Origin of the sequence: Bradyrhizobium sp. sGM-13 (assembly GCF_018398875.1) — a bacterium.
Taxonomy (GTDB): Bacteria; Pseudomonadota; Alphaproteobacteria; order Rhizobiales; family Xanthobacteraceae; genus Bradyrhizobium.
Genome location: NZ_JAGWDK010000002.1, coordinates 259623 through 280552, shown reverse-complemented (window position 1 = coordinate 280552; position 20930 = coordinate 259623). Strand labels below are relative to the sequence as shown.

The window sequence follows — 20930 nt, the reverse complement described above, 5'->3', positions numbered from 1 at the left end:
CAACTGAATTTTTTAGTTTCGCGCTGGCACGCTGTTTCGGCCGCGATGCTGCGAAGCATCATGCCGTGGGCGTGTTCCCACGGCCTTCCCTGCGCGACTCTCGGTCTAGGTTTCCCTTGACGCCGCCGAAACTAAGTTGGAGGATTGTCAAAGGGATATTGGGAAGAATCTGCGCGCTTTCCTGACGACTGCCTAAATTGGGGCCAAATGTCGCGACCATCTGACCGACGCCTCGGCGGAGGTTGTAGCCTGTTCTCAAATCGGTGGCTGGGCAATGCCTGATACGGTTCGTTCACTCAGCACTTCCGGGTTAGCGCCGAAGAAGCAGATCCAAACTTGGTCAGACGCACTGACCGATCTATGTGGCCAGTTTGATGTCGATCCGCTGGAAGGTTCCTCGCTGGAGGGGCGGATAAATTACACCACCGTCTCGCAGCTCAAACTCTGTCAGATCGAGGCGAGCCAGCATCGTATCGCGCATACGATCTCGGGCACGAAGCTGAGCGAACATCCCTACGTCAAGATACTGTTCCAGACCTACGGCATCTCGCATTTCGAACAGAACGGCCGCCGCATCGATATCATGCCTGGCGATTGTCTTGCCTATGATGTCTCATGTCCGCACACGATCGTGAGCCCCTCATTGACCCGGCATGAGGTCGTGATCGTCCCGAAGGAGCTGCTTCACGAGCGCGGCTTCCGGACGGCGAAGATGTTGCCTTGCAAGCTCTCTGCGCGCAACGGCACCGGCCGCATCGCCTACGACTTCGTGCACACCGCGTTTGATGAAGCAAAGAGACTGTCGCCTCACAACGCCATCGGCGTCGCCGATTCGCTCATTGATCTCTTGCTGTTACCGCTGCGCGAGGCCGACACGATGTTCGATCGCGTCGGTCCCGAAGCAATGTACATTCGCGCGCAGGCCTTCATCCGCGAACATTTGCGCGACCCGGATCTTTGCATCGACCAGATATCCGCGGCATTGGGCTGCACCAAGCGCTATCTGCACATGCTGTTCAGCGACAAGGGCATGACCGTCAGCGATTACATCTGGCGGGCGAGACTGCTGCACTGCCGGCAGGAGCTGGAGACCCAGCACGGAAAGACGATCACCGATGTCGCGTTTTCGTGGGGCTTTTCGAGTTCGTCGCACTTCAGCCGCGTGTTCCGGAAGCATTTTGGCTTCGTTCCGTCCGCGATCCACAAGGCGCACTGCGTCGATCCGTCGCCGGATGTTTCCTGACGAGAACATCCCGGTGGTGCGCCAAGCTGAACACTCTGCCGCGCATCATCGCTGAGCCGCCTTTGCGCTTCCCACTCTCTAGAAGGTTGCCTTCAGGCCCGCGTAAAAGGCGCGCGGCCGAGCCGGGCTGACCGAGCGGGCGTCAGTAAAGTCCGCACCACCATTGGCGAAGTTGGGGATGTCATCTTTTTCGAAGAACGTCCCGTAAACCGCATAGCGGTGGTCCAGGATGTTGTCGACGCGGGCATAGAGCTGGAACGTCTTGTTGATCTGATACGAGGCGTGCACGTTGAAAACGGAATACCCTGGCAGCCTCGCTGCCTGATTAGATTCATCGCCGACAAAATACTGGCTGCCGACGAACAATGCATCGCCACCGACCTTGAAGGCGTCTGTGATCGAATAGTCGATGCCAACTTTGACCCGGTTGCGGGGTATCGCCGGAATGCGATTGCCGGGCAGAACCTGAATATTCCCGTCGGCATCGGCGAACGGGCTGTTGGAAGTGAGCGTCAGAGGGTCGAGGAAGCGCGCATCCACGAGGGCATAGCTGGCATAAAGTTGCAGCGTTTTTGACGTCAGATTGACCTGAGCCTCGATACCCTGGCGGCGCGTCCGGCCTACGTTCTGGAAATAGCCAAATCCCTGCAACTCCGGGCTCGGGATCGCCAGGATGTCATCGGCATTGGTTGCGCGGAACGCGCCAACCTTCCATCCGAGCGTTCCGATATTCAGCTCCTTGGTGCCGCGGAAGCCCGCCTCAAAGGTGCGAGACACAACCTGCTTCAGCGGCGGGTCCGCGATCAGGAAGGCCGCGATGAGACAGGGGCGCGCAGGATCGGCGCATGCGAGTTCCAACGGGGTCGGCGCGCGATTGGCTTCAGAATACCCGGCATAGGCCGTCAGTTCTGGCGTAATCTTGTAGGTGCCGCCGATCATCGGATTGAAGCGGCTGAAGGTATGATTGCCGTTGAGCGCAGTGCCGATCTGATCCTGAAGCACGATGCTTGCGTAGTTGAACCGGCCGCCACCAGAGATTGAGAACGCGTCCGTCACGTCGAACGTGTCGAGCGCATAAAGCCCGGTGTAGCGGTTGGTGGCACGAAGCGAGACCGGGCCGATGGATACGGGCTCGCCGGACGGGCCGAGAAATATGCCACTGCCGCTGACGACGTAGTTTGAGCCGATCGTGCCCAGTTCCGCGCTGGCACCGAAGCGGGTGACGCCGGAATCAAAACTGGTGCCAATCATGAACTGGTTGTTGTGGCCGAACAACTGGTCGGTGTTCGTTGCCTGCAGGGTCGCCCCTGTCGTGGTCGAACGGGTTGTCGTCCGATCGATCTGCCCCAACACGGCGTCGGCGGGGAACGGATTTGCGAGTTGGACGCCGTTAAGGCCATTTGCTGGCACGTCATCGTCGTTGAAGCAAAGCAGCCCCGGATCGGCGGCACACGGCTCCGTCTCGGTCGGGTTTCCGTCCACCGTCTTCTGCCGGAAGGCGCGGACGCGCGCCGAGCCTTCGATCGTCCAGGTCGGCGTAACCTCGACCTTGCCGGTCAAATTGGCGTAGGCAACGCGGTTATCCGTGGTCTGCGGTGTCGTATAGGTCGCGCCCCAATATCTCTGGAGCAGTTCGACCGGAACGGCCGCCGCCGCGCCAAAGTTATTCTTGGCGACGCCCACGTTGAGGTGAAACTCACTGCTGTCGGTCCGGTAGCCCACGTCACCGTAAAACCGGCGAATCGCCGATTCCGAAAAATTGCGATAGCCGTTGTCGCGCACGCCTTCGAGCGCGCCATAGACGGAAACATTGTCGATCTGCTTGCCATACTGCGCCGAGCTCTGGATCCGTCCGAACGAGCCTCCCATGGTGTTGATCTCAGCGCCTTGATAGTTGAAGCCGTCCTTCATCAGTACGTTGACGGCTCCGCCGAGCGCGTTGAGGCCGAACGCGGGGTTGTTGGTTACGACGGTAACGGACCTGATTGCGGCGGTCGGGATCAAGTCCCAATTGACGGTATCGCCGAACGCTTCGTTAATGCGCACCCCGTTCTGGTAAACCGCCAGTCCTTGGGGAGTGCCGGAGACCGGAGATGCAACGAAACCTCGAAATTGCACGTCGGGCATAAAGGGATTGCCGGTCGTATCACTGAGGACGATACCCGGGACCCGTTGCTGTAATGCATCCGCGATGTTCAGCGAGTCGGTGCGGGCGATTTGGGCGGCACCCACGGCATTGATCGCTGCCGGTACCTTATCGACATCCATTCCCGATCGCGCCGTCGGCGTAGGCGCGGTCGGGTAAACATAGACCCTCCGCACATTTCGGGTGGCTCGAGGTGCGGTACTGCCGCGGGCTGGTCTGGCTGATGTCGGCGGGGCGACTACCTCGATGGCGGGCAAGACTTCACTCTCGCCAGATGCGGTTTGGGCCTCGGCATGGTCGATCCCGGGAACCAGGCATAGTGAGATTGTCCCGATCACCAGTACGCGTACGCCCATGTCCCACCCCACGAGATTCCGGCGCATTGGCGATGCCGGTTCGATGCGGACGATACTAGTGAGAAGGCATCGACGCGCGCTAGCCGCAAAAGGTCGGGCTTCCCAAATGTCCTCCTTCCCGAAGAAACCGGGAAAAATTCCCGCCCACGCTCGCCGCCTCAGTGCGATCCGTGGGGAACTATCGCCTCTACCGTGAGGCCCCCGTTGCCGGAGACCACATTCAGTGTCCCGCCCAGCGCCAGTATTCTCTCGCGCATGCCGATCAAGCCGAAACCAAGCTTGTGATCCGGCGCCAAACCGCGGCCGTTGTCGCTGACGCGCACCAAGGCGCAGGCGCGACTTCCATGCATTCCTGCAGCCTGTTCCACCGTGACGCTGACGGCGGTCGCGTCGGCGTGGCGGAAGGCATTCGTCAGGGCTTCCTGGACGATGCGGTAAACCGTCAAGTCCGTGACTTCTCCAGTCTCGTCCGGCGCGTCCGCAATGTTCGCGTCGATGGTTACGTCGGGACGGGATTCACGCCACAAACGCAAGAGCACGCCGAGCGCCTCGCGCAGTCCAAGCTCTGCAAGCCCAACGGGCCTCAGCTTTTCCAGTATCCTGCGGTTGAATTGCTGGAGTGCGTTGATCTGCTCCATGATTGCGGCGCCATGCTTGCGTAACGCATCCGCGCTCGGCGCGCGCCCGTCCTCCGCTAGCCGCATCAGGGCGCCAGCGTGAGCACGCAGCGTAAAGAGATAGGGCCCAAACTCATCATGTAGCTCGCGCGCAATCTCCTTGCGTTCCATATCCTGCAGCGAGACCGTGCGCTCGGCGAGCCGCCGCTTGTCCTCGACAGCTTCGCCAAGGGCGCCCGCGAGGTGGTTCAGCTTGGCACAGATCGCCGCCAGTTCGGGCGTGCCGCCGGGCTCGACGCGTGATCCATAGTGCCCGGCCTCGATGTTTGCCATGGTCTGCGAAAGCGCCTGCAGCGGCGCCAGCGCGCGACCAACCACGACTATCGTCACCAGAAAGAGCGCGATGGCGAGCGCGGAACTAACCGCTAGCTGGGTAACGATTCCGTCCCAGATTTCGGCCATTTCGTCGTTCGGATGCGAGGTGATCAGGAGCGACTGCGGCTTTCCGTGGATCGTGATCGGTACGCTTACGGTGGTCGTTTCGGGATGCACGAGCGTGATAAACCATGCCGGCGGCGATCGTTCGTCGCCGCCATCGGCCGAGCGCTCGGCCACGCTTGCATCGCCCTGCCGCGTGATACTGACGTGACGGAGCCTGCTGAGGTCGTGGACGATCTGGTTTAGCCGCGCCTCCGGATCTGCCGCCTCGTTCAGGCCGGGAACGATCGTCTCCACGAATTCGCGTGCCAGCCGGATGACGCTCTGATCTTCGGCCCGGACACGGGGCGCCGCTTCGACCACCAGCCGCGCGATATTGATCGCCAGGCCAAGCGTGAGTCCCAGCGCCAGCAGCAAATTGATCCGCCCGCGCAACGATAATTTCTGCCACATGACGTCTGCCCCAATCGCGTCGCAATCAGTTCCCCGTCGAGAGGACCGTTGACAGCCGAAAAACCGACGATCAGATTGAAGCGTACAGCAATCTCGCAGGCATTGCATGACCGGCTCGCGCCGATGTCGATGCAGCTTGACGCGATGCAACAACGCGAGCGAAGCAGCTATCGGGGATCTATGCCATGCGAGTACTGATCGTCGACGATCATCCCATCGTTGCTTCGGGCTGCCGCACCGTATTTGCCGACGAACCGGAGGTCGTGCTGCTGGAGGCCGCCGACGCGGAGAGCGGCGAACGCGTATTCGTCACTGAGCGCCCCGACATCTGCGTGATCGATATCAATCTTCCCACCGTCTCGGGGTTTGAACTGGCGCGGCGCATTCTTGCGCGAACTGCGTCGGCACGAATCATCATGTTCAGCATGAACGACGATCCGGTCTTCGCCGCGCGCGCCATCGAGATCGGCGCCAAAGGCTATGTCGCGAAAACGGGCGATCCGCAGGATCTGGTCGAGGCCATCCGTGAAGTCGGCAAGGGCGGGGTCTACCTGCCCTCCGCGATTGCGCGAAGCATCGCATTCGCCGGACCCGCTTTCGCTCGCAGCCCGCTTGCAAAACTCACCTCGCGGGAGATGGAGATCCTGCGCCTGCTCAGCGCGGGCAAGAGTCTTTCCGAGATCGCGTGGCTGGTTCATTCCTCGTACAAAACCGTTGCCAACACATCCTCGATCATGCGCCAAAAGCTCGGCGTGCGAACTTCCGCCGAACTGGTGCGGCTGGCAATCGAAAGTGGCATTGGCATAAGCGTGCCGCACGGCGCCGGAGTAGCAAGGCCATGAGCATGCAGACGGTTTCACTGAACAAGGCATATGGCGGAACGCAAGGCGTCTACCGGCACGCCAGCCGCGAAACCCGGACCGACATGACGTTCTCGGTGTATGTGCCTCCGCACGCCGCCGGCACCAAGCTGCCGGTCGTCTGGTATCTCTCAGGCCTGACCTGCACCCACGCCAACGTGACGGAAAAGGGCGAATTCCGCAGCGCCTGCGCCGAACTCGGCCTGATCTTTGTTGCGCCCGACACCAGCCCGCGCGGCGAAGGCGTGCCGGGCGATCCCGCCAATGCCTACGATTTCGGGCTCGGCGCCGGCTTCTATGTCGATGCGACGCAGGAGCCGTTCGCCCGCAATTACCGCATGTGGAGCTATGTCACGGAGGAACTGCCAAAACAGGTCGCCGAAAACTTTCCTGTCGATGCAAGCCGGCAATCCATTCTTGGCCATTCCATGGGCGGCCACGGCGCACTGACGATCGCCCTGCGCCATCCCGACCGCTACCGCGCTGCCAGTGCCTTTGCGCCGATTGTCGCTCCCTCGCAGGTGCCATGGGGCATCAAGGCGCTCGGCGGCTATCTCGGCAGCGACCGGCAAGCATGGCGCAAGCACGATGCGGTAGCCCTGATCGAGGACGGCGCCAGATTACCCGATCTGCTGGTCGACTATGGCGATGCCGATCAGTTTCTAACCGAACAGCTCCGCCCGGAGCTGCTGCAAGGCACCTGCGAGAGAGCCCAAATCCCCCTCACCTTGCGCCGGCAGCCTGGCTACGACCACAGCTACTACTTCATCTCCACATTCATGGCCGATCATCTGCGTTGGCACGCCGCACGCCTGAAGGGCTGAAACGACGCGAAGTCGGCGCAACAGAATTGAGTTGCAAGCCCAGACAATTCGGTCATGGTTCGAGCCAAAGGTCTTCCATACCAAATCGAGAAGACCTGTCAGGGAGAAGCCATGATCCGATGCTTGGTCGCTGCGATCGGCTTGAGCATTGCAGCTACCTCCGTGCTCGCGGCCGCCCCCATCGAGATCGGCGTCGGCTATCTTGGCCGCGCCGGCATCAAGGCGAAATTGTCCCTCGTCGAACTGCCGGCGGAGAACGACGGGTTTGCCGGCGCGCGCCTTGCCATCGAGGACAACAACACAACGGGCAAGTTCCTCAATCAGCGCTTCACGCTGGAAGAGGTCCGACTCAAGGACGATGAGGACGTCGCGAAGACTGCCGCGGCGCTTGCCGAGCGCACCGGCTTCATCATTGCCGACCTTCCGGCAGACGACCTGCTGAAGGCCGCCAACGCACTTCGCGAACGTGGGACGTTGCTGTTGAACGCCGGAGCAATCGACGATCGCCTGCGCGAGCAGGATTGTCGCGGCAACGTGATCCATGTTGCGCCGACGCGCTCGATGCTTGCGGATGCGCTCGCGCAATATCTGGTGTGGAAGCAATGGAAGCGCTGGTTGCTCGTGGTCGGCTCGCATGATCAGGACAAGCTCTACGCCGACGCACTGCGGCGCGCGGCCACCCGCTTTGGCGCCAAGATCGTTCAGGAGCGAACCTTTGAAGATACCGGCGGCGCGCGCCGCACAGACAGTGGCGTCACACTGATCCAGCGGCAAATTCCGGTATTCACCCAGCAAGCACCCGCCTATGACGTCCTCGTGGCAGCCGACGAAAGCGAGGTGTTCGCGTCCTACCTGCCCTACCGCACCTGGGATCCGCGCCCGGTTGCCGGCTCGGCGGGCCTCGTTCCGACCAGTTGGCACGCCGCACAGGATCAGTGGGGCGCGATCCAGATTCAGAACCGATTTGCCAAACTGAACTCGCGACACATGAGCGCATTGGACATGAAGGCCTGGACGGCAGCACGCATGGTCGGTGAAGCTGCGTCGCGCACGAAGTCTGGCGACCCAAAGGTGGTGTCGGATTTTATTAGAGGGAAAGACTTTTCCGTTGCTGCGTTCAAAGGCCGGCGGTTGACGCTGCGGGACTGGAATTTGCAACTTCGCCAGCCGATCCTTTTGGTCGATGGACGCATGGTGGTCTCGGTTTCGCCGCAGGAGGGTTTCCTGCATCAGGTGTCGGAGCTCGACACGCTTGGCGTTGATCGGCCGGAAACCAAATGCAAGCTGAATTGAAGGAGGATGGATTGCATATGTGGCGTCATTGCCTGCTTTTCGGGGTGGCTGCATGGCTCGCGGCGGCGACGCCCGCATCGGCCTTCATCGCCTATGTGTCCAACGAGAAGAGCAACACCGTATCGGTGATCGATACGAACAGTTGGACCGTCACCAAGACCATCAAGGTCGGCCAGCGGCCACGCGGCATCGAATTCACCAGGGACGGCAAGTTTGTGTTCGTCGCGGTCGGCGACGATGACAGCATTCAGGTCATCGACGTTGCGAAGCAGGAGGTCGTCGACTCCCTGCCCTCCGGCCCGGACCCCGAGCTGTTCGCCCTCGATGCCGACGGCAAGATTCTCTATGTCGCCAATGAGAACGACAATACGGTGACCATCATCGACGTCGAGAAGCGCGCCCGTCTCGGCGAGATCCAGGTCGGCGTCGAACCGGAGGGAATGGCGATCAGCCCGGACGGCAAAATCCTGATCAATACGTCCGAGACGACCAACATGGCGCATTTCATCGACACCACGACGCGCGAGATCGTCGCCAACGTTCTAGTCGATGCGCGCCCGCGCTACGCCGAGTTCAAACGTGACAATTCCGAGGTGTGGGTATCGTCGGAGATCGGCGGTACTGTTTCAGTGATCGACCCGGCCAAGCGGGAGGTGACGAAGAAGATTTCATTCGAAATTCCCGGCCTGCGAAGTGAAGCCATCCAGCCGGTCGGCATCGGCATGACCAAGGACGGCAAGACCGCTTTCGTCGCACTCGGCCCGGCCAATCGCGTCGCCGTCGTCGACGCCGTTAGCCACAAGGTCACCAAATATCTGCTGGTGGGCCAGCGTGTCTGGCACATGGCATTCACGCCGGACGAGAAATATCTGCTGACCACCAATGGCGTATCGAACGACGTCTCGGTGATCGATGTCGCAGCCCAAAAGGTGATCAAGACGATCCAGGTCGGCGAACTGCCCTGGGGTATGACGATTGCACAGCCATGACGGCCACTGACGCCTTTTCCGCCGGTCAGAGCACGCAGGGTTTCCCTCCCCGGCCCGATACCGTCGGGATGCCTGCGCTGTCGATCGAAGGCGTCAGCCATGTCTATGGCACCCGGCGCGCGCTGATCGACATCGCCTTTTCGGTCGCCCCGGCAAGTTTCACCGCGTTGCTCGGCCTGAACGGCGCCGGCAAGAGCACCCTGTTCTCGCTGATCACACGGCTGTTCGGAATTCAGCACGGACGTATCGGGATTTTCGGCCATGACGTCGCGCAGACACCAGGCGAAGCCTTGCGGCTGCTCGGCGTGGTGTTTCAGCCCCGTACGCTCGATCTCGACCTCTCGGTGACGCAGAATCTGCTTTATCACGCCGCCTTGCACGGCATCGGCAGGCGCGATGCCCGCGCGCGCAGCGGTGAGGTGCTTGCGCGCATCGGCCTTGCCGACCGGGCCGGCAGCAAGGTGCGCGATCTCTCCGGCGGCCAGATGCGACGATTGGAAATCGCGCGAGCGCTGCTGCATCGCCCGCGCCTGCTCCTGCTCGACGAGGCAACGGTCGGCCTCGACGTCAAGGCGCGCGCCGACATCCTCAACCACGTTCGGCAGCTCGTTGCCGAACAGGGAATAAGCGTGCTTTGGGCGACGCATCTGTTCGACGAGATCGGTTCGAACGACGATCTCGTCGTGCTGCATCAGGGCCGCGTATTGGCCCAGGGCAAAGTGGCGCGGGTCATCGCCGATGCTGCCGGCAGCGATATCAACACGGCGTTCATGCGGCTGACCGGCTCCACTGCTCAGAGCGGGAGTCCAACGTCATGACATCGACAGCCATGACGCCAATCCAGCGCGGCTTCTCGGCGGCCGAATATCTGATCTGCTTGAACGGCATTGTGTGGCGCGAGGCGCTTCGGTTCCTGCACCAGCGCGAACGCTTCATCTCCGCGCTCGTGCGCCCCCTGGTGTGGCTGTTCATCTTCGCCGCCGGCTTCCGCCAGGTGCTCGGCCTCTCCATCATCCCCCCATATGAGACCTACATTCTTTACGAGGTCTATATCGCGCCCGGGCTGATGGCGATGATCCAGCTTTTCAACGGCATGCAGTCCTCGCTTTCCATGGTCTACGACCGCGAAATGGGCAATATGCGGACCTTGCTGGTGAGCCCGCTGCCGCGATGGTTCCTCCTGTCCTGCAAGCTTCTGGCGGGAACCGCGGTCTCGCTGCTTCAGGTCTATGCCTTCCTGCTGATCGCCTGGTTCTGGGATATCGCCGCGCCCCCGACCGGCTATCTTACGGTGCTGCCGGCGCTGGTCCTCTCTGGCCTGATGCTCGGGGCGTTGGGCATGCTGATCTCGTCCGGCATCAAACAGCTCGAGAACTTTGCGGGCGTGATGAACTTTGTCATCTTTCCGATGTTCTTTGCTTCCTCGGCGCTCTATCCGCTGTGGCGCATCCTGGAGAGCAGCCCGATGCTCTATTATGTCTGCCTGTTCAATCCGTTCACGCATGCGGTGGAGCTGATTCGTTTTGCGCTGTATGGGCAAATGAACTGGATCGCGCTCGCAGTGGTGGGAGGCTGCACGATCGCCTTCATGATCGGCGCCATCCTCGCCTACGATCCATCGCGTGGTCTGATCCGCCGCGGCCCGGCCGGAGGCGAGACATGAAATACCGGATCGCGATCTCCGTACTCCTCCTTGCCGGCGCGGCCATGAGCGGGTACGGCCATGCCGCCGATCCGCGCTATCCGGACTGGCCGTGCACGCAGGCCAAGGTGCCCGAGATATCCGTCGCCGCGGTGTGGGCAGGCCCGCCGCTCGACGATGTCTCCGGCAAGTGGAAGGACGATGCCAAGGTCAGCGCGCTGGTTGCGAAGCTCGCGGCAAGGCGGACCCCGCTCGAGGAGGCGCAAAAGGCAATCACGGAATATTTGAACGGTGCAGCCGACAAGGCCGCAAGCGGGAAACTGCTGTTTGCCGGCCTGTTCGAATCTCTCAATGTCCAACGCTCCCAGGTTATGAACGGGCTGGAGCGCGTCACCCGCAAACAGCGCGAGGCAGCGGATAAAATCCGCAGCGACACGCTGGCCTTGCAAGCGCTGCAAGGCGAAACCCCACCCAACCAAGCGAAGATCGACGAGCTCTCAAATCAGGTCATCTGGCAAACGCGCATCTTCGAAGACCGGCGGAACGTCATCAAATTCGTCTGCGAGGTGCCGACGGCGATCGACCAGCGGCTGTTCGCCCTCGGACGAACGATTCAGCAGGAGATCGAGTAGTCGCTAACGCGGCGATGCGATCTCCTCGCCTGTCCGCGGCTCCGGTTGCGACTCCACCAGCGCCAGACCGGCCCGTTCCCAGCCATCAGTCCCGTCAGGATACCACGCCACGTTGGAATAGCCGTAAGTGAGGATGCGCTTGGCGGCGTTCCAGGACATCCAGCAATCCGCAAGGCAGTAGATCACCAGCAGCGCGGCCTTGTTGCCGGCCGTCGCGCGGGCAAGCCCGCGCTGCAGATCGTCTTCCGTTACGGCCGCGAGCTTTCCGTAGCCGGTGTCCGGCAGCCACACGCTGCCGGGAATGTTGAGCCGCGGCTTGTCGCGCCAGATGGTGCCTTCGGGAAGATTCTGCGGCTTCGGCGCGCGAGGCATGACGTCGATGAATGCTCCGGCCTTGGCGCGCCAGATCGCCTCGGCCTCTGCGGTGGTCAGCACGCGTACGCCGGCAAGGGTCGCGGGAACGGGCGCACGGTAGTCTTCCATGCGGTACCCGTCGGGCTCGGGAGGCCTCTCCTGCGCGAAGGTCGAGACGATGAATGGGAATGTCGCAAGGATCAGGCCTGCGAGCGCTGCTCTCATGGCGTTTTGGTTGCCGTCTCCGCGCCGATCGGTCGGTCATTCTCGTCGAGCAAGGGAACGCCGAAGTCCAGCAGTATCTTGTTGACGGCCGGCTGGTTTTCCTGGATCAGGCGATTGAGCTGCCGCTTCCAGTTCTGGTCGGCGGCACGCACTCCCATGCCGATACGGTACGCCAATCGAGGACCTGTCTTTTCCTTCACGAGGGGCGTGACATGGAGCGGCGGGTCCGCCTTTTTCGCATAGAAGCCTGCCATTGGCCCCCAGAGAATGCCGGCGTCGATCTTCCCCGACTTCAGGTCGGCTATCATCGCCTCCGCTGACGAATCCAAACGGGTATCGACCATCAACTGATACGGTTTGGCATTCGCCATCAGGCCGTTGACCGCCATATTCGTGGCAGGCGGTGTTCCGGCCACGATGCCGATGTGCTTGCCCTTGAGACGCTCGTCTTCCAGCGTGGTCACTTCGTCGAGGCCACTGCCCTTCTTGGCGACCAGCGCGTAGGCGGTGCGGTAATAGGGATTGGTGCCCTGAACGAGGTCATCTCCCTGTGGGAAGCCCATGATGACGTCGCAACGATGGGCGCCAAGCGTCATCCGGACGAAGCCCGTAGCCTGCGGGAAGTACATGTAGTCCAGTTTCTTGTTCAGCTTCTCGGCGAACAGTTCGGCGAGCTTGTTCTCGAACCCCTCGCCCTTGTCGTTGGAAAACGGCAAATTGTGCGGATCGGCACAGACGCGCAGCACCTTGGGATCGACGAGCTCAATCGACAGATCGCCGCCTTCCTTGATCTGCGCGCGCGCAACATCGCGCCCGAAAAACGCCGCGAGCATCACCAAACTTGAAATCGCCAGCCAGCGCTTCTGTCTGGCACATGTCATCGAAAGCTGCAGCACTTCCGGCTCGCTATTGTTGCCAACTCGCAAAAGATATCGGCAACCTCGACGAATGAAGTTCCGTAGAAGCCGCAGACACGCAAAATGCTATGCTTGTCAATTGGGGCGCGCAACAGGAATAATCCCGGCGAACTCGCCGCCCGTGCTGCGACGCAAACGCGGCATCGATGAAACGCTGAATTGCCGGCTGCGCTTCGTGGAGAGACGAAGGCCGAATTATGGCTCATCCCGCCTGGATCCTTGCCGCGCTCGCGATGATCGCGACGATCACCGCTTCCTTCGCGCAGCAACAGGAGCTGCCCGTCAACTCCATTGCGAATGGCGTATTCGTACACAACGGCCAAACCGCGCAGATGACGCGCGAGAACGCCGGTGCGATCGCCAATGTCGGGTTCATCGTTGGCCAGGATGCCGTCGCGGTGATCGATACCGGCGGCAGCCTTCGCGGGGGACGGCAGTTGCTGGCCGCCATTCGCGCCCGGACCGACAAGCCGATCCGCTACGTCATCAATACGCACGGCCACCCCGATCACGTCTTCGGCAACGGCGCTTTCGTGCAGGACGGAACGACGTTTGTCGGCCACGCGAACCTGCCGCGTGCGCTGGCGGCGCGCGGTCAATTCTATCTCGACGCATTTCGCCGCACGATGGGTGATCAATTGATCGACGAAATACGCATCGTGCCCCCGACGCTGCTCGTCAGCGGCACGCTCCAGCTCGATCTCGGCGGACGAATCCTTATCGTACGGGCGTGGCCTGCCGCGCACAGCGATTGCGATCTCACCGTGCTAGATGACGAGACCGGCACCCTGTTCGCGGGCGACCTCGTGTTCTTGGCCCACACGCCCGTGCTGGACGGCAGCATCCGCGGCTGGCTGTCCGTCATCGGTGAGCTCGGCGCCTTGCCTGCGGAGCGCGTGGTTCCTGGTCACGGTCCCGTGAGCCGATGGCCGGCCGCCCTCGCCGACCAGCGCCGTTATCTCGAAACGCTGGCCTCGGACGTACGCGGGCTCATCGCCCGCGGCGAACCGATAGGGGCAGCGGCGGATACTGCAGCAAACTCCGAGCGATCCCGATGGGAATTGTTCGACGACTTCAACGCCCGCAACGCAACCGCAGCATTTTCGGAAATTGAATGGGAATAGCATGCGCATTGCCCTATATTGCGTGCGTTGCTTCCATCCGCGCGAAGGTCGTGACCATGTCCGGATATCTGTTCCGCCTCTTCGGCGTCGTTGGTTTGCTACTCTGCGGCGCACCGATGGCGCTCGCGGCGGAGACACGCGACCTCTGGCCCGGCCTGGTGCAGGACATCTTCAACGGTCGTCCGATGAACGATGGTAGCGACGTGATCGGCATCGAAATGCCGTCGCGTGCCGAGGATGCCGCGATCGTCCCGGTGACCTTGCGAACGAAACTTGCGGCCGGCGATAGCCGACAGGTGCTGAGCATTACGCTGGTCATCGACCAGAATCCCGCGCCGATGGCGGCGAAGTTCCAGCTTGGGCCGAACGCCAACGTCTCGGAAATCTCCACCCGCGTCCGCGTCAACAATTACACCGACGTCCGCGCGGTCGCCGAACTCAGCGACGGCAAACTTTACATGACCAAAACCTATGTAAAGGCCTCCGGCGGCTGTTCGGCGCCTGCCGCCAAAAACGCCGACGAGGCCAAGGCCAGGCTCGGCCAGATGCGTTATCGGCAGTTCGCGAAGACCGGCGAAGGCCCGGCCAGTGGCGCGCGCGAGGCCCAGATCATGATCGGCCACCCCAACAATTCCGGCTTGCAGATGGACCAGGTCACGCACCTGTATGTCCCGGCCTTCTTCATCAATGAACTGCGGCTCTGGCAGGATGACAGCCTGGTGTTGACGATGGAAGGCGGCATTTCCATTTCAGAGGACCCCAATATCAGATTCACCTATGTCTCCAATGGCGCGAAACGTTTCCGCGCCGAAGCAAAAGATACCGAGGGGCACGTCTTCCAGCGCGAATGGAAGGTGGAAGATTCGGGGACTTGATACCGACTATCAGGCGTCAGCCGTTTCTCTCGTGCCCCGGACGCAGCGCAGCACGGAGTGATGCGCTGTAGAGCCGGGGCCATGTCGCCAGCGCGTGCAATGTCCGCAATGGGTCCCGGCTCTGCGGAGCAGCTCTGTCGCGCTGCTCCGCGTCCGGGACACGGATGCTACTCTGCCCCTGACGCGTCTTCGAAGCGGCGGCCGTTTCGCCTTCAGAAGCAGCGCACTTCCGCTTCCGCCTGGGCGCGCCGGAGCTCGTTGAGGGCGCTTGCCGCCTGCTGCGACGTGCGGAACGGGCCGCCCAGGTCGCTCCGGACCTGCGACATGCTGAGCACGGTTTCGGCCGTGACGTAGCGCTCATAGGGCACGAGCGATGCGATAACATCGATCGAACAGGAGCATTGCTCGATCGCTTGCCGCGTCTCGCCATTCGCTTTCAAACAGCCAAACGCGTATTCAACGCGCGCCGACGTCGGATAATCATTGATGTCCTGGGCGTGCGCGACCACTGTAACCGCAATCAGCGCTGTCAACGCGGCGACAATACGTCGTACCCATCCGACAAGCGTCATCGTCTTCCTCCCGCTGTTAACCGTGGAAGCTATGCTATGACTGGCCGGCTGAAAAGCAGACGTTCAAGGATACGGCTCAAGGCACCATGACGCATTTTGTTCGCACGCTGCTCGTTACGATTGTCTTGGTCTCGCTGGGCACGTGCTGCAGCGCCGAGGCCTTACGCGTTGCGGTGCAGAAGACCGGAACATTCGCCTGGGAACTTGCAGTGATCCGCGCGCACGGTCTAGACAAGCAGGCTAATCTTTCCGTTGAGGTTCTCGAACTGGCGAGCCCCGAGGCGGGCAAGATTGCGCTTCGCGCCGGGAATGCGGACATTGTGGTCACCGACTGGCTTTGGGTGTCGCGCGAACGCGTGCTTGGCGCCAAGCTGACATTCTACCCCTATTCGAGCGCGCTCGGCGCCGTGATGGTCCCCGGCTCATCACCGATCCAGACCTTGGCCGATCTCAAGGGCCGCAAGCTTGCCGTCGCGGGCGGGCCGATCGACAAGAACTGGCTGCTGCTTTTGGCATGGTTGAAACAGGGCGGCATCGACCTGAAGTCGGACGCGACAATCGCTTACGGCGCGCCACCGCTGCTGGCGGCCAAGACGCTCGGCGGCGAAATGGATGCGACCGTGAACTACTGGAATTTCTGTGCGGCACTGGAAGCAAAAGGCTTCCGCCGCATCGCCGGCATCGAGGACCTGCTGCCGAAACTGGGCGCCAAAGGCCGCACCGCGATGCTCGGATACGTCTTCGACGAAACATGGGCGAATGCAAACCAGGACAAAATTGCCCGCTTCATCGCCATGACCCGCGCGGCGAAGGAGATTCTGGCGACCTCGGATGCCGAGTGGGAGAAAATTGCGTCACTGACCGGCGCTCCAGACGCCGCAACGTTGCGCGCCTATCGTGATCGCTATCGAGAGGGAATTCCGCGACGTCCGATCGCCGACGAGGAAGCCGACGCACGCATTCTCTACCGCGTGCTGGCTGAAATCGGCGGCCGTGAACTTGTCGGGCCAGCGCCTGAACTGGATGCCGGAACATTTTATCACGCGATCCCGGGAGATTGAGGTGGCACGCCTGCTGTCATTCGCGGTGTTCGTCGCAATCTGGTGGATCGCTTCGCTGTTTGCCGGTAACGCAAAGCTGCCACCTCCGCCAACCGTGCTCACGGCCATGATCGCGGAAGCCAGGTCGGGCAACCTGTTCTTCCATCTCGGCGCGACATTAGCGCGCGTTGCGCTCGCCTTCACGCTAGCGATGGCACTGGGCGCGGCCATCGGATACCTGATGGGCCGGGTGCGGCTTGCCGATCGGCTTGGCGACCCCTGGCTGATCCTACTGCTCAATCTGCCGGCGCTCGTGGTGATCGTGCTCGCCTACATCTGGGCCGGATTGACTGAAGTCGCTGCAATTGCGGCAATCGCCATCAACAAGCTCCCGACAGCCGTCGTGACGCTGCGTGAGGGCGCGCGTACCCTCGACGCGGCGCTGGACGAAATGGCGACGGTGTTCGCGTTGCCTCGTTGGAGCAGGTTTCGACACGTCATTTTGCCGCAACTGTCGCCCTACATCGCAGCCGCGGCACGATCAGGACTTTCCCTGGTCTGGAAGATCGTACTTGTTGCGGAATTGCTTGGACGTCCAAATGGTGTCGGTTTCGAGATTGGCGTGGCGTTCCAGCTATTCGACATTCCCCTGTTGCTTGCCTACTCGCTGAGCTTCGCCGCGGTCGTGCTCCTCATTGAAACCTTGTTGGTGCAGCCGTTTGAGGCCCGGTCATCCCGGTGGCGTCCCCGTGCGGCTTGAGGTCGAAATCGCCAGCAAGACGTTCAAGAGCGCGGCGGGCGAACAGCACGACGTGATCTCGGGCGTCGCCTTTGCGCTTAATGCAGGAGAGGTTGGTGTATTGGTCGGCCCGTCCGGGTGCGGCAAGAGTACGATGCTTCGGATCATCGCCGGCCTCGACCCCGACTTTCAGGGGCGCGTCTCGCGACCCGCCGGCGCGCGGATTGGCTTCGTATTCCAGGAGCCGCGGCTGTTGCCGTGGCGGTCGGTCGAGGAAAATGTGCGACTTGCCGCGCCTCTCGCCGATGAGCCGAAGCTTTCAGCGCTCTTCGAAATTCTGGAGCTGAAGGCACATCGCAACCATTTTCCCGGCGAGTTATCGCTCGGCCTCGCGCGGCGCGTTGCACTTGCCCGCGCCTTCGCCGTCGAGCCGGAGTTGCTCATTCTCGACGAACCGCTAGCCTCGCTCGATACCGCCCTTGCGAGCCGCCTGCGCGATGAGATCGCCATGTTGGTGGACGGTCGCCCCGTGATAACGCTGCTGGTCACCCATGATGTAGACGACGCGGTTCGTCTCGGCGATCGCGTGATCCTGCTGTCGCCGCGCCCGGCCCGGGTTCTCGCGGACCTGCCTATCCGTATGCCGCGAGGCGCACGCGGAGAGGTCGAGATCGCCGCAATCAAATCCGAAATCATGCGGCGGATCGATAGCTGTCCCACCAGGCAGGATGGGTCATAGGCAGTACCCTGGGCCGGTGCTAGGATGCGTGATCGGTTGGGGTTGACGATGAAACGCTCGATCGGAACTGCAGCGCTCGGTCTTGCTCTTGTGGCGATGACGGCAACGGCCCAGGACATGATGCGTCATATTGACCTGTCGTCGCCCGATATGGTCTCGGCCGAATTGACCCGCGGAGAGGTTGAGGCCGCGCTCGCTGCGGCGACCATCGCCGCACCCGCCGATTTCACCGGGAAGAGATTATCCGGCCTGGACCTGTCGGGACTCAACCTGTCCGGCGCAACTTTCCGCGCGGCCCGGCTCAACAAGACAAAGCTCGCCGGCGCTAGGCTCGACCGCGCAATCCTCGACCAGGCATGGCTAGTCGGAGCCGACCTGACCGGCGCAAGCCTCAGGAACGCAAATCTGTTCGCTTCGCAGATGGCTCGCGCCCGCCTCGACGGCGCCGATCTTTCGGGAGCACGCGTCGCTGCCGATCTCACCGGTGCGAGCCTCGTCGGTGCTTCGATCGCGGGCGCAAATCTCGGTGCCGACATGCGCAACCAATCGATGGGCCTGATGCGCGCTGTGCTGAAATCGGCCAATCTGGAACGCCTGAACGCGCGCGGCGCCGATCTGTCTCGCGTCGATCTCGAATTTGCGGTGCTGAAGAGCGGCGACCTCACCGGCGCTTCTCTCAAGGGTGCCCAACTGGGTGGAGCCGACCTGACCAGCATCACCGTCGTCGATACCGATTTCGACGGTGCCGATCTCGATACGGCCCGATTGATCGCCCCGATCGGTCTCGATCGGGCAAGAAACTTCGATAAAATCAAAAATCGAGACCGTCTGATCAGGCAATGACGGCTCCAGGCGCTCCGCGACGAAAGGATGACCGATGCGATGGATACTGGCTTTGGTGGCACTGCTGTCAACGAGCGCCAACGAGGTGGTCGCGCAGGGAAAAGGCATCCGGTTGTGGAATCTTACGACGGCGACCATTTCCGAGTTTCAGCTTTCCCCGCCCGGCAAGAACAATTGGGGTCCCAATCTCACCCTTAACGACAAGGACAAAGAAGTCGACCACGACGAACGCCTGCGCATTACGGGCGTGGAGCCGGGACGTTATGATGCCAAGGTCGGCTATCGCGGCTCAAAGCACTGCTTCGTTCGCGACGTCGAAATCAAGGCTGACGCCGTGTTTTCGATCGCAGACAAGGATTTAACGGACTGTAACAAATAGCCGCCGCTGGACGACCATTCAGCCTGCCGACCACGTGGCGTCGCCGGATGCCTTTCGATTGGTGCCTGGATATTCGCAGCGCCACTTGACCGCGGTCCATTTCGGGTGTTCGCCAATCCACTGCGCGATGTAGGGCTGCGCGTTCATGGCACATTGCCGCAACGAAGCATTTGAAGAAAAGACCAAATGGGTTTCCTCGCAAGTGGTGGGCGAGAGCACCGCACAAACGGTCACGACCAAATCTATTGGAGTCATATCTGATATCCCTTGCATTGTTCCCGAACAGATAACGCAAAGAGCTACGGCAATGGATGGCCTGACGTTTCACTACCCCGTGAAACAGTCGGAACTCGGGCTATGCGCGCAGCCGCCAGCCCTAGAGCCTTTTCGGTTCTGATTGAATCAGAACCGGGCTCTAGATTCTTGTTTTGACGCGTTTTCTTGACGCGAGCCGGTGTCCCCTTCGCTGGAAAACGCTCTAAAAGTTGACGCCAAATACCAGTCGCGCCTGGTGACGTTCGAAATTGACGAGATCAAGGCCGGCCGTCGACCCCGCCGGACGCCCCCATGCTTGCAAGCTCCAGCTCGCGGTCAGCCGCGAGCTTTTCGACAACTGGAAATATGCGGTCGGACCGACAAACAACGCCTGCCCTGCAAGTTTGTCCAGACTGATCCCCTCATATTTTCGCAGGTAACGCGCCTCTCCGCCTAGCAAGAAACCGGGACGCAACTGTGCCATGACCCCAAGCGCCGTGCCGGCGGTGGACTCCCGCTCCATCGCGCCACTGCCGATCAATCGTGTCCACTCTGGTTCGTAGATCAGGTTGAACGCTGCGACGACGCGGTTCGGTACGAGCTCGCGATCGAACGCCAGCCTGAATTCAGTCCCGAAACTCCGGACCGCTTCAGCGGTCGTCTCCTCGACACGATGCACGTGCGCTTCCGTCGCGAACGTAACTCCGAATGGTGCCGTTTCCCGATCGAGAAAGCGGTAGCGCAAATCGATCGACCCACCCTGCCATGACAGCCGGCGCTGGTCGTCAATGCCCGGCACGCTACTGATCAGATGCGACGCAAACGTGCTTCCGACCTCGATTCTATAATTCCGGGCCGGCACAAACTCCAGTTCAAACTCCTGGCCAACCGCCCGGTAAGCACCTCCGTTTCTGCCGAAGCGCCCGGTCGTCTCGCTCTGAAACTCCCGTTCGCCGACATTGCCGACATTGGTCCCGATCATAAAGCCGAACAGATGCTCGGTGTCGATGCCCTCGGCATAGCCACAAGCCGGCAGTAACGCAGCAAAGGACACGACCGCCGCCTGGAAGGTCCTTGCACGCATAGACATTCGCATTCAGCGGGTCATGGGTTGAACGGGTGATTCCCGGCGGTGCCGGCCGGGCATACCCTAGCACGATGCGGCGACCGTCCGCGAGCCATGGGAAGACACGGAATGCAGGTGGAGCAGCGCAGAAACTCGGCTGCATCGCCACCGTCGGCCGCCCACGGAAGATCCCGCTGGCTTTGGCAGGATCCGCGGGCTCACGCTTGGTGCAAGCGACAGAGCACTTCGCGGTAGTTGAACAGCCTGCCCGGCCCGCAGCAACATGCTGGTGCCGGAGCCAGGCAGACC

Annotated in this window: 22 protein-coding genes; 15 read left to right on the top strand and 7 right to left on the bottom strand. The window is 61.6% G+C overall.

What is annotated here, in order from left to right:
• Positions 1-274 precede the first annotated feature (274 nt).
• Positions 275-1243, top strand: a complete 969-nt coding sequence (locus tag KJQ96_RS03820; protein ID WP_057847777.1) for a helix-turn-helix domain-containing protein — start codon at positions 275-277, stop codon at positions 1241-1243.
• 78 nt (positions 1244-1321) lie between these two features.
• On the opposite strand, the gene KJQ96_RS03815 is transcribed toward KJQ96_RS03820, so the two are convergent.
• Positions 1322-3745 (bottom strand): TonB-dependent receptor, encoded by a 2424-nt coding sequence (locus KJQ96_RS03815; protein WP_213285367.1) that lies wholly within the window; start codon positions 3743-3745, stop codon positions 1322-1324.
• Between the two features lie 158 nt (positions 3746-3903).
• Positions 3904-5253: a histidine kinase gene (locus KJQ96_RS03810; RefSeq protein WP_213285366.1), complete on the bottom strand. Its 1350-nt coding sequence runs from the start codon at positions 5251-5253 to the stop codon at positions 3904-3906.
• 185 nt (positions 5254-5438) lie between these two features.
• Between KJQ96_RS03810 and KJQ96_RS03805 the strand changes: the two genes are divergently transcribed.
• The 7 genes from KJQ96_RS03805 to KJQ96_RS03775 all read left to right on the top strand — a co-directional run bounded on the left by KJQ96_RS03805 (position 5439) and on the right by KJQ96_RS03775 (position 11493).
• The gene (locus tag KJQ96_RS03805) at positions 5439-6095 is read left to right on the top strand and encodes a response regulator transcription factor (protein ID WP_213285365.1); all 657 of its coding nucleotides are present in this window, start codon (positions 5439-5441) and stop codon (positions 6093-6095) included.
• Positions 6092-6937, top strand: coding sequence for an S-formylglutathione hydrolase (gene fghA / locus KJQ96_RS03800; RefSeq protein WP_213285364.1), 846 nt, complete (start codon positions 6092-6094; stop codon positions 6935-6937). The genes KJQ96_RS03805 and fghA overlap by 4 nt, the downstream gene beginning before the upstream one ends.
• Before the next feature lie 111 nt (positions 6938-7048).
• Positions 7049-8230 carry an ABC transporter substrate-binding protein gene (locus KJQ96_RS03795; protein WP_213285363.1) on the top strand — a complete coding sequence of 394 codons (1182 nt, stop codon included), beginning with the start codon at positions 7049-7051 and terminating at the stop codon, positions 8228-8230.
• On the top strand, positions 8215-9219 hold the full coding sequence (locus KJQ96_RS03790) for a YVTN family beta-propeller repeat protein (protein ID WP_213285362.1): 1005 nt from the start codon (positions 8215-8217) through the stop codon (positions 9217-9219). Before KJQ96_RS03795 ends, KJQ96_RS03790 begins: the two co-directional genes overlap by 16 nt.
• A gap of 68 nt (positions 9220-9287) precedes the next feature.
• On the top strand, positions 9288-10037 hold the full coding sequence (locus KJQ96_RS03785; RefSeq protein ID WP_213285506.1) for an ABC transporter ATP-binding protein: 750 nt from the start codon (positions 9288-9290) through the stop codon (positions 10035-10037).
• A complete protein-coding gene (locus KJQ96_RS03780; protein WP_213285361.1) occupies positions 10034-10882 on the top strand; it encodes an ABC transporter permease in 849 nt (282 codons plus the stop codon). The genes KJQ96_RS03785 and KJQ96_RS03780 overlap by 4 nt, the downstream gene beginning before the upstream one ends.
• Positions 10879-11493 (top strand): hypothetical protein, encoded by a 615-nt coding sequence (locus tag KJQ96_RS03775; RefSeq protein ID WP_213285360.1) that lies wholly within the window; start codon positions 10879-10881, stop codon positions 11491-11493. The genes KJQ96_RS03780 and KJQ96_RS03775 overlap by 4 nt, the downstream gene beginning before the upstream one ends.
• Before the next feature lie 3 nt (positions 11494-11496).
• Here the strand turns inward: KJQ96_RS03775 and KJQ96_RS03770 are convergent, their stop codons facing one another.
• The gene (locus KJQ96_RS03770) at positions 11497-12072 is read right to left on the bottom strand and encodes a PQQ-dependent catabolism-associated CXXCW motif protein (RefSeq protein ID WP_213285359.1); all 576 of its coding nucleotides are present in this window, start codon (positions 12070-12072) and stop codon (positions 11497-11499) included.
• Positions 12069-12953 (bottom strand): substrate-binding domain-containing protein, encoded by an 885-nt coding sequence (locus tag KJQ96_RS03765; protein ID WP_213285358.1) that lies wholly within the window; start codon positions 12951-12953, stop codon positions 12069-12071. The genes KJQ96_RS03770 and KJQ96_RS03765 overlap by 4 nt, the downstream gene beginning before the upstream one ends.
• Before the next feature lie 233 nt (positions 12954-13186).
• Between KJQ96_RS03765 and KJQ96_RS03760 the strand changes: the two genes are divergently transcribed.
• Together KJQ96_RS03760 and KJQ96_RS03755 are read left to right on the top strand one after the other, a co-directional pair.
• Positions 13187-14113 (top strand): quinoprotein relay system zinc metallohydrolase 2, encoded by a 927-nt coding sequence (locus tag KJQ96_RS03760; RefSeq protein ID WP_213285357.1) that lies wholly within the window; start codon positions 13187-13189, stop codon positions 14111-14113.
• A gap of 56 nt (positions 14114-14169) precedes the next feature.
• Positions 14170-14988: a quinoprotein dehydrogenase-associated SoxYZ-like carrier gene (locus KJQ96_RS03755; protein WP_213285356.1), complete on the top strand. Its 819-nt coding sequence runs from the start codon at positions 14170-14172 to the stop codon at positions 14986-14988.
• Positions 14989-15200: 212 nt separating this feature from the next.
• Here the strand turns inward: KJQ96_RS03755 and KJQ96_RS03750 are convergent, their stop codons facing one another.
• A complete protein-coding gene (locus KJQ96_RS03750) occupies positions 15201-15560 on the bottom strand; it encodes a hypothetical protein (protein ID WP_213285355.1) in 360 nt (119 codons plus the stop codon).
• A gap of 86 nt (positions 15561-15646) precedes the next feature.
• On the opposite strand from KJQ96_RS03750, the gene KJQ96_RS03745 reads away from it, so the two are divergent.
• From KJQ96_RS03745 to KJQ96_RS03725, 5 genes are read left to right on the top strand one after another with little or no spacing between them, the layout of a single operon-like run.
• Positions 15647-16621 (top strand): ABC transporter substrate-binding protein, encoded by a 975-nt coding sequence (locus KJQ96_RS03745; RefSeq protein ID WP_213285354.1) that lies wholly within the window; start codon positions 15647-15649, stop codon positions 16619-16621.
• Between the two features lies 1 nt (position 16622).
• Positions 16623-17360 (top strand): ABC transporter permease, encoded by a 738-nt coding sequence (locus tag KJQ96_RS03740; RefSeq protein ID WP_213285353.1) that lies wholly within the window; start codon positions 16623-16625, stop codon positions 17358-17360.
• Positions 17350-18078, top strand: a complete 729-nt coding sequence (locus KJQ96_RS03735) for an ABC transporter ATP-binding protein (protein WP_213285352.1) — start codon at positions 17350-17352, stop codon at positions 18076-18078. Before KJQ96_RS03740 ends, KJQ96_RS03735 begins: the two co-directional genes overlap by 11 nt.
• 48 nt (positions 18079-18126) lie before the next feature.
• On the top strand, positions 18127-18921 hold the full coding sequence (locus tag KJQ96_RS03730) for a pentapeptide repeat-containing protein (RefSeq protein WP_213285351.1): 795 nt from the start codon (positions 18127-18129) through the stop codon (positions 18919-18921).
• A 34-nt stretch (positions 18922-18955) separates the two neighbouring features.
• On the top strand, positions 18956-19300 hold the full coding sequence (locus KJQ96_RS03725; protein ID WP_213285350.1) for a hypothetical protein: 345 nt from the start codon (positions 18956-18958) through the stop codon (positions 19298-19300).
• Positions 19301-19318: 18 nt separating this feature from the next.
• Here the strand turns inward: KJQ96_RS03725 and KJQ96_RS41710 are convergent, their stop codons facing one another.
• Together KJQ96_RS41710 and KJQ96_RS03720 are read right to left on the bottom strand one after the other, a co-directional pair.
• Positions 19319-19555: a hypothetical protein gene (locus KJQ96_RS41710; RefSeq protein ID WP_309142359.1), complete on the bottom strand. Its 237-nt coding sequence runs from the start codon at positions 19553-19555 to the stop codon at positions 19319-19321.
• A gap of 223 nt (positions 19556-19778) precedes the next feature.
• Complete coding sequence (locus KJQ96_RS03720) at positions 19779-20639, bottom strand: hypothetical protein (RefSeq protein WP_213285349.1); 861 nt, start codon at positions 20637-20639, stop codon at positions 19779-19781.
• Positions 20640-20930: the final 291 nt, after the last annotated feature.

Excerpts from the sequence above, each read along its gene's own strand:
- KJQ96_RS03820 (WP_057847777.1), top strand. The coding sequence starts at position 275 with ATGCCTGATACGGTTCGTTCACTCAGCACTTCCGGGTTAGCGCCGAAG.
- KJQ96_RS03815 (WP_213285367.1), bottom strand. The coding sequence starts at position 3,745 with ATGGGCGTACGCGTACTGGTGATCGGGACAATCTCACTATGCCTGGTT.
- KJQ96_RS03810 (WP_213285366.1), bottom strand. The coding sequence starts at position 5,253 with ATGTGGCAGAAATTATCGTTGCGCGGGCGGATCAATTTGCTGCTGGCG.
- KJQ96_RS03805 (WP_213285365.1), top strand. The coding sequence starts at position 5,439 with ATGCGAGTACTGATCGTCGACGATCATCCCATCGTTGCTTCGGGCTGC.
- fghA (WP_213285364.1), top strand. The coding sequence starts at position 6,092 with ATGAGCATGCAGACGGTTTCACTGAACAAGGCATATGGCGGAACGCAA.
- KJQ96_RS03795 (WP_213285363.1), top strand. The coding sequence starts at position 7,049 with ATGATCCGATGCTTGGTCGCTGCGATCGGCTTGAGCATTGCAGCTACC.
- KJQ96_RS03790 (WP_213285362.1), top strand. The coding sequence starts at position 8,215 with ATGCAAGCTGAATTGAAGGAGGATGGATTGCATATGTGGCGTCATTGC.
- KJQ96_RS03785 (WP_213285506.1), top strand. The coding sequence starts at position 9,288 with ATGCCTGCGCTGTCGATCGAAGGCGTCAGCCATGTCTATGGCACCCGG.
- KJQ96_RS03780 (WP_213285361.1), top strand. The coding sequence starts at position 10,034 with ATGACATCGACAGCCATGACGCCAATCCAGCGCGGCTTCTCGGCGGCC.
- KJQ96_RS03775 (WP_213285360.1), top strand. The coding sequence starts at position 10,879 with ATGAAATACCGGATCGCGATCTCCGTACTCCTCCTTGCCGGCGCGGCC.
- KJQ96_RS03770 (WP_213285359.1), bottom strand. The coding sequence starts at position 12,072 with ATGAGAGCAGCGCTCGCAGGCCTGATCCTTGCGACATTCCCATTCATC.
- KJQ96_RS03765 (WP_213285358.1), bottom strand. The coding sequence starts at position 12,953 with ATGACATGTGCCAGACAGAAGCGCTGGCTGGCGATTTCAAGTTTGGTG.
- KJQ96_RS03760 (WP_213285357.1), top strand. The coding sequence starts at position 13,187 with ATGGCTCATCCCGCCTGGATCCTTGCCGCGCTCGCGATGATCGCGACG.
- KJQ96_RS03755 (WP_213285356.1), top strand. The coding sequence starts at position 14,170 with ATGTCCGGATATCTGTTCCGCCTCTTCGGCGTCGTTGGTTTGCTACTC.
- KJQ96_RS03750 (WP_213285355.1), bottom strand. The coding sequence starts at position 15,560 with ATGACGCTTGTCGGATGGGTACGACGTATTGTCGCCGCGTTGACAGCG.
- KJQ96_RS03745 (WP_213285354.1), top strand. The coding sequence starts at position 15,647 with ATGACGCATTTTGTTCGCACGCTGCTCGTTACGATTGTCTTGGTCTCG.
- KJQ96_RS03730 (WP_213285351.1), top strand. The coding sequence starts at position 18,127 with ATGAAACGCTCGATCGGAACTGCAGCGCTCGGTCTTGCTCTTGTGGCG.
- KJQ96_RS03725 (WP_213285350.1), top strand. The coding sequence starts at position 18,956 with ATGCGATGGATACTGGCTTTGGTGGCACTGCTGTCAACGAGCGCCAAC.
- KJQ96_RS41710 (WP_309142359.1), bottom strand. The coding sequence starts at position 19,555 with ATGACTCCAATAGATTTGGTCGTGACCGTTTGTGCGGTGCTCTCGCCC.
- KJQ96_RS03720 (WP_213285349.1), bottom strand. The coding sequence starts at position 20,639 with ATGCGTGCAAGGACCTTCCAGGCGGCGGTCGTGTCCTTTGCTGCGTTA.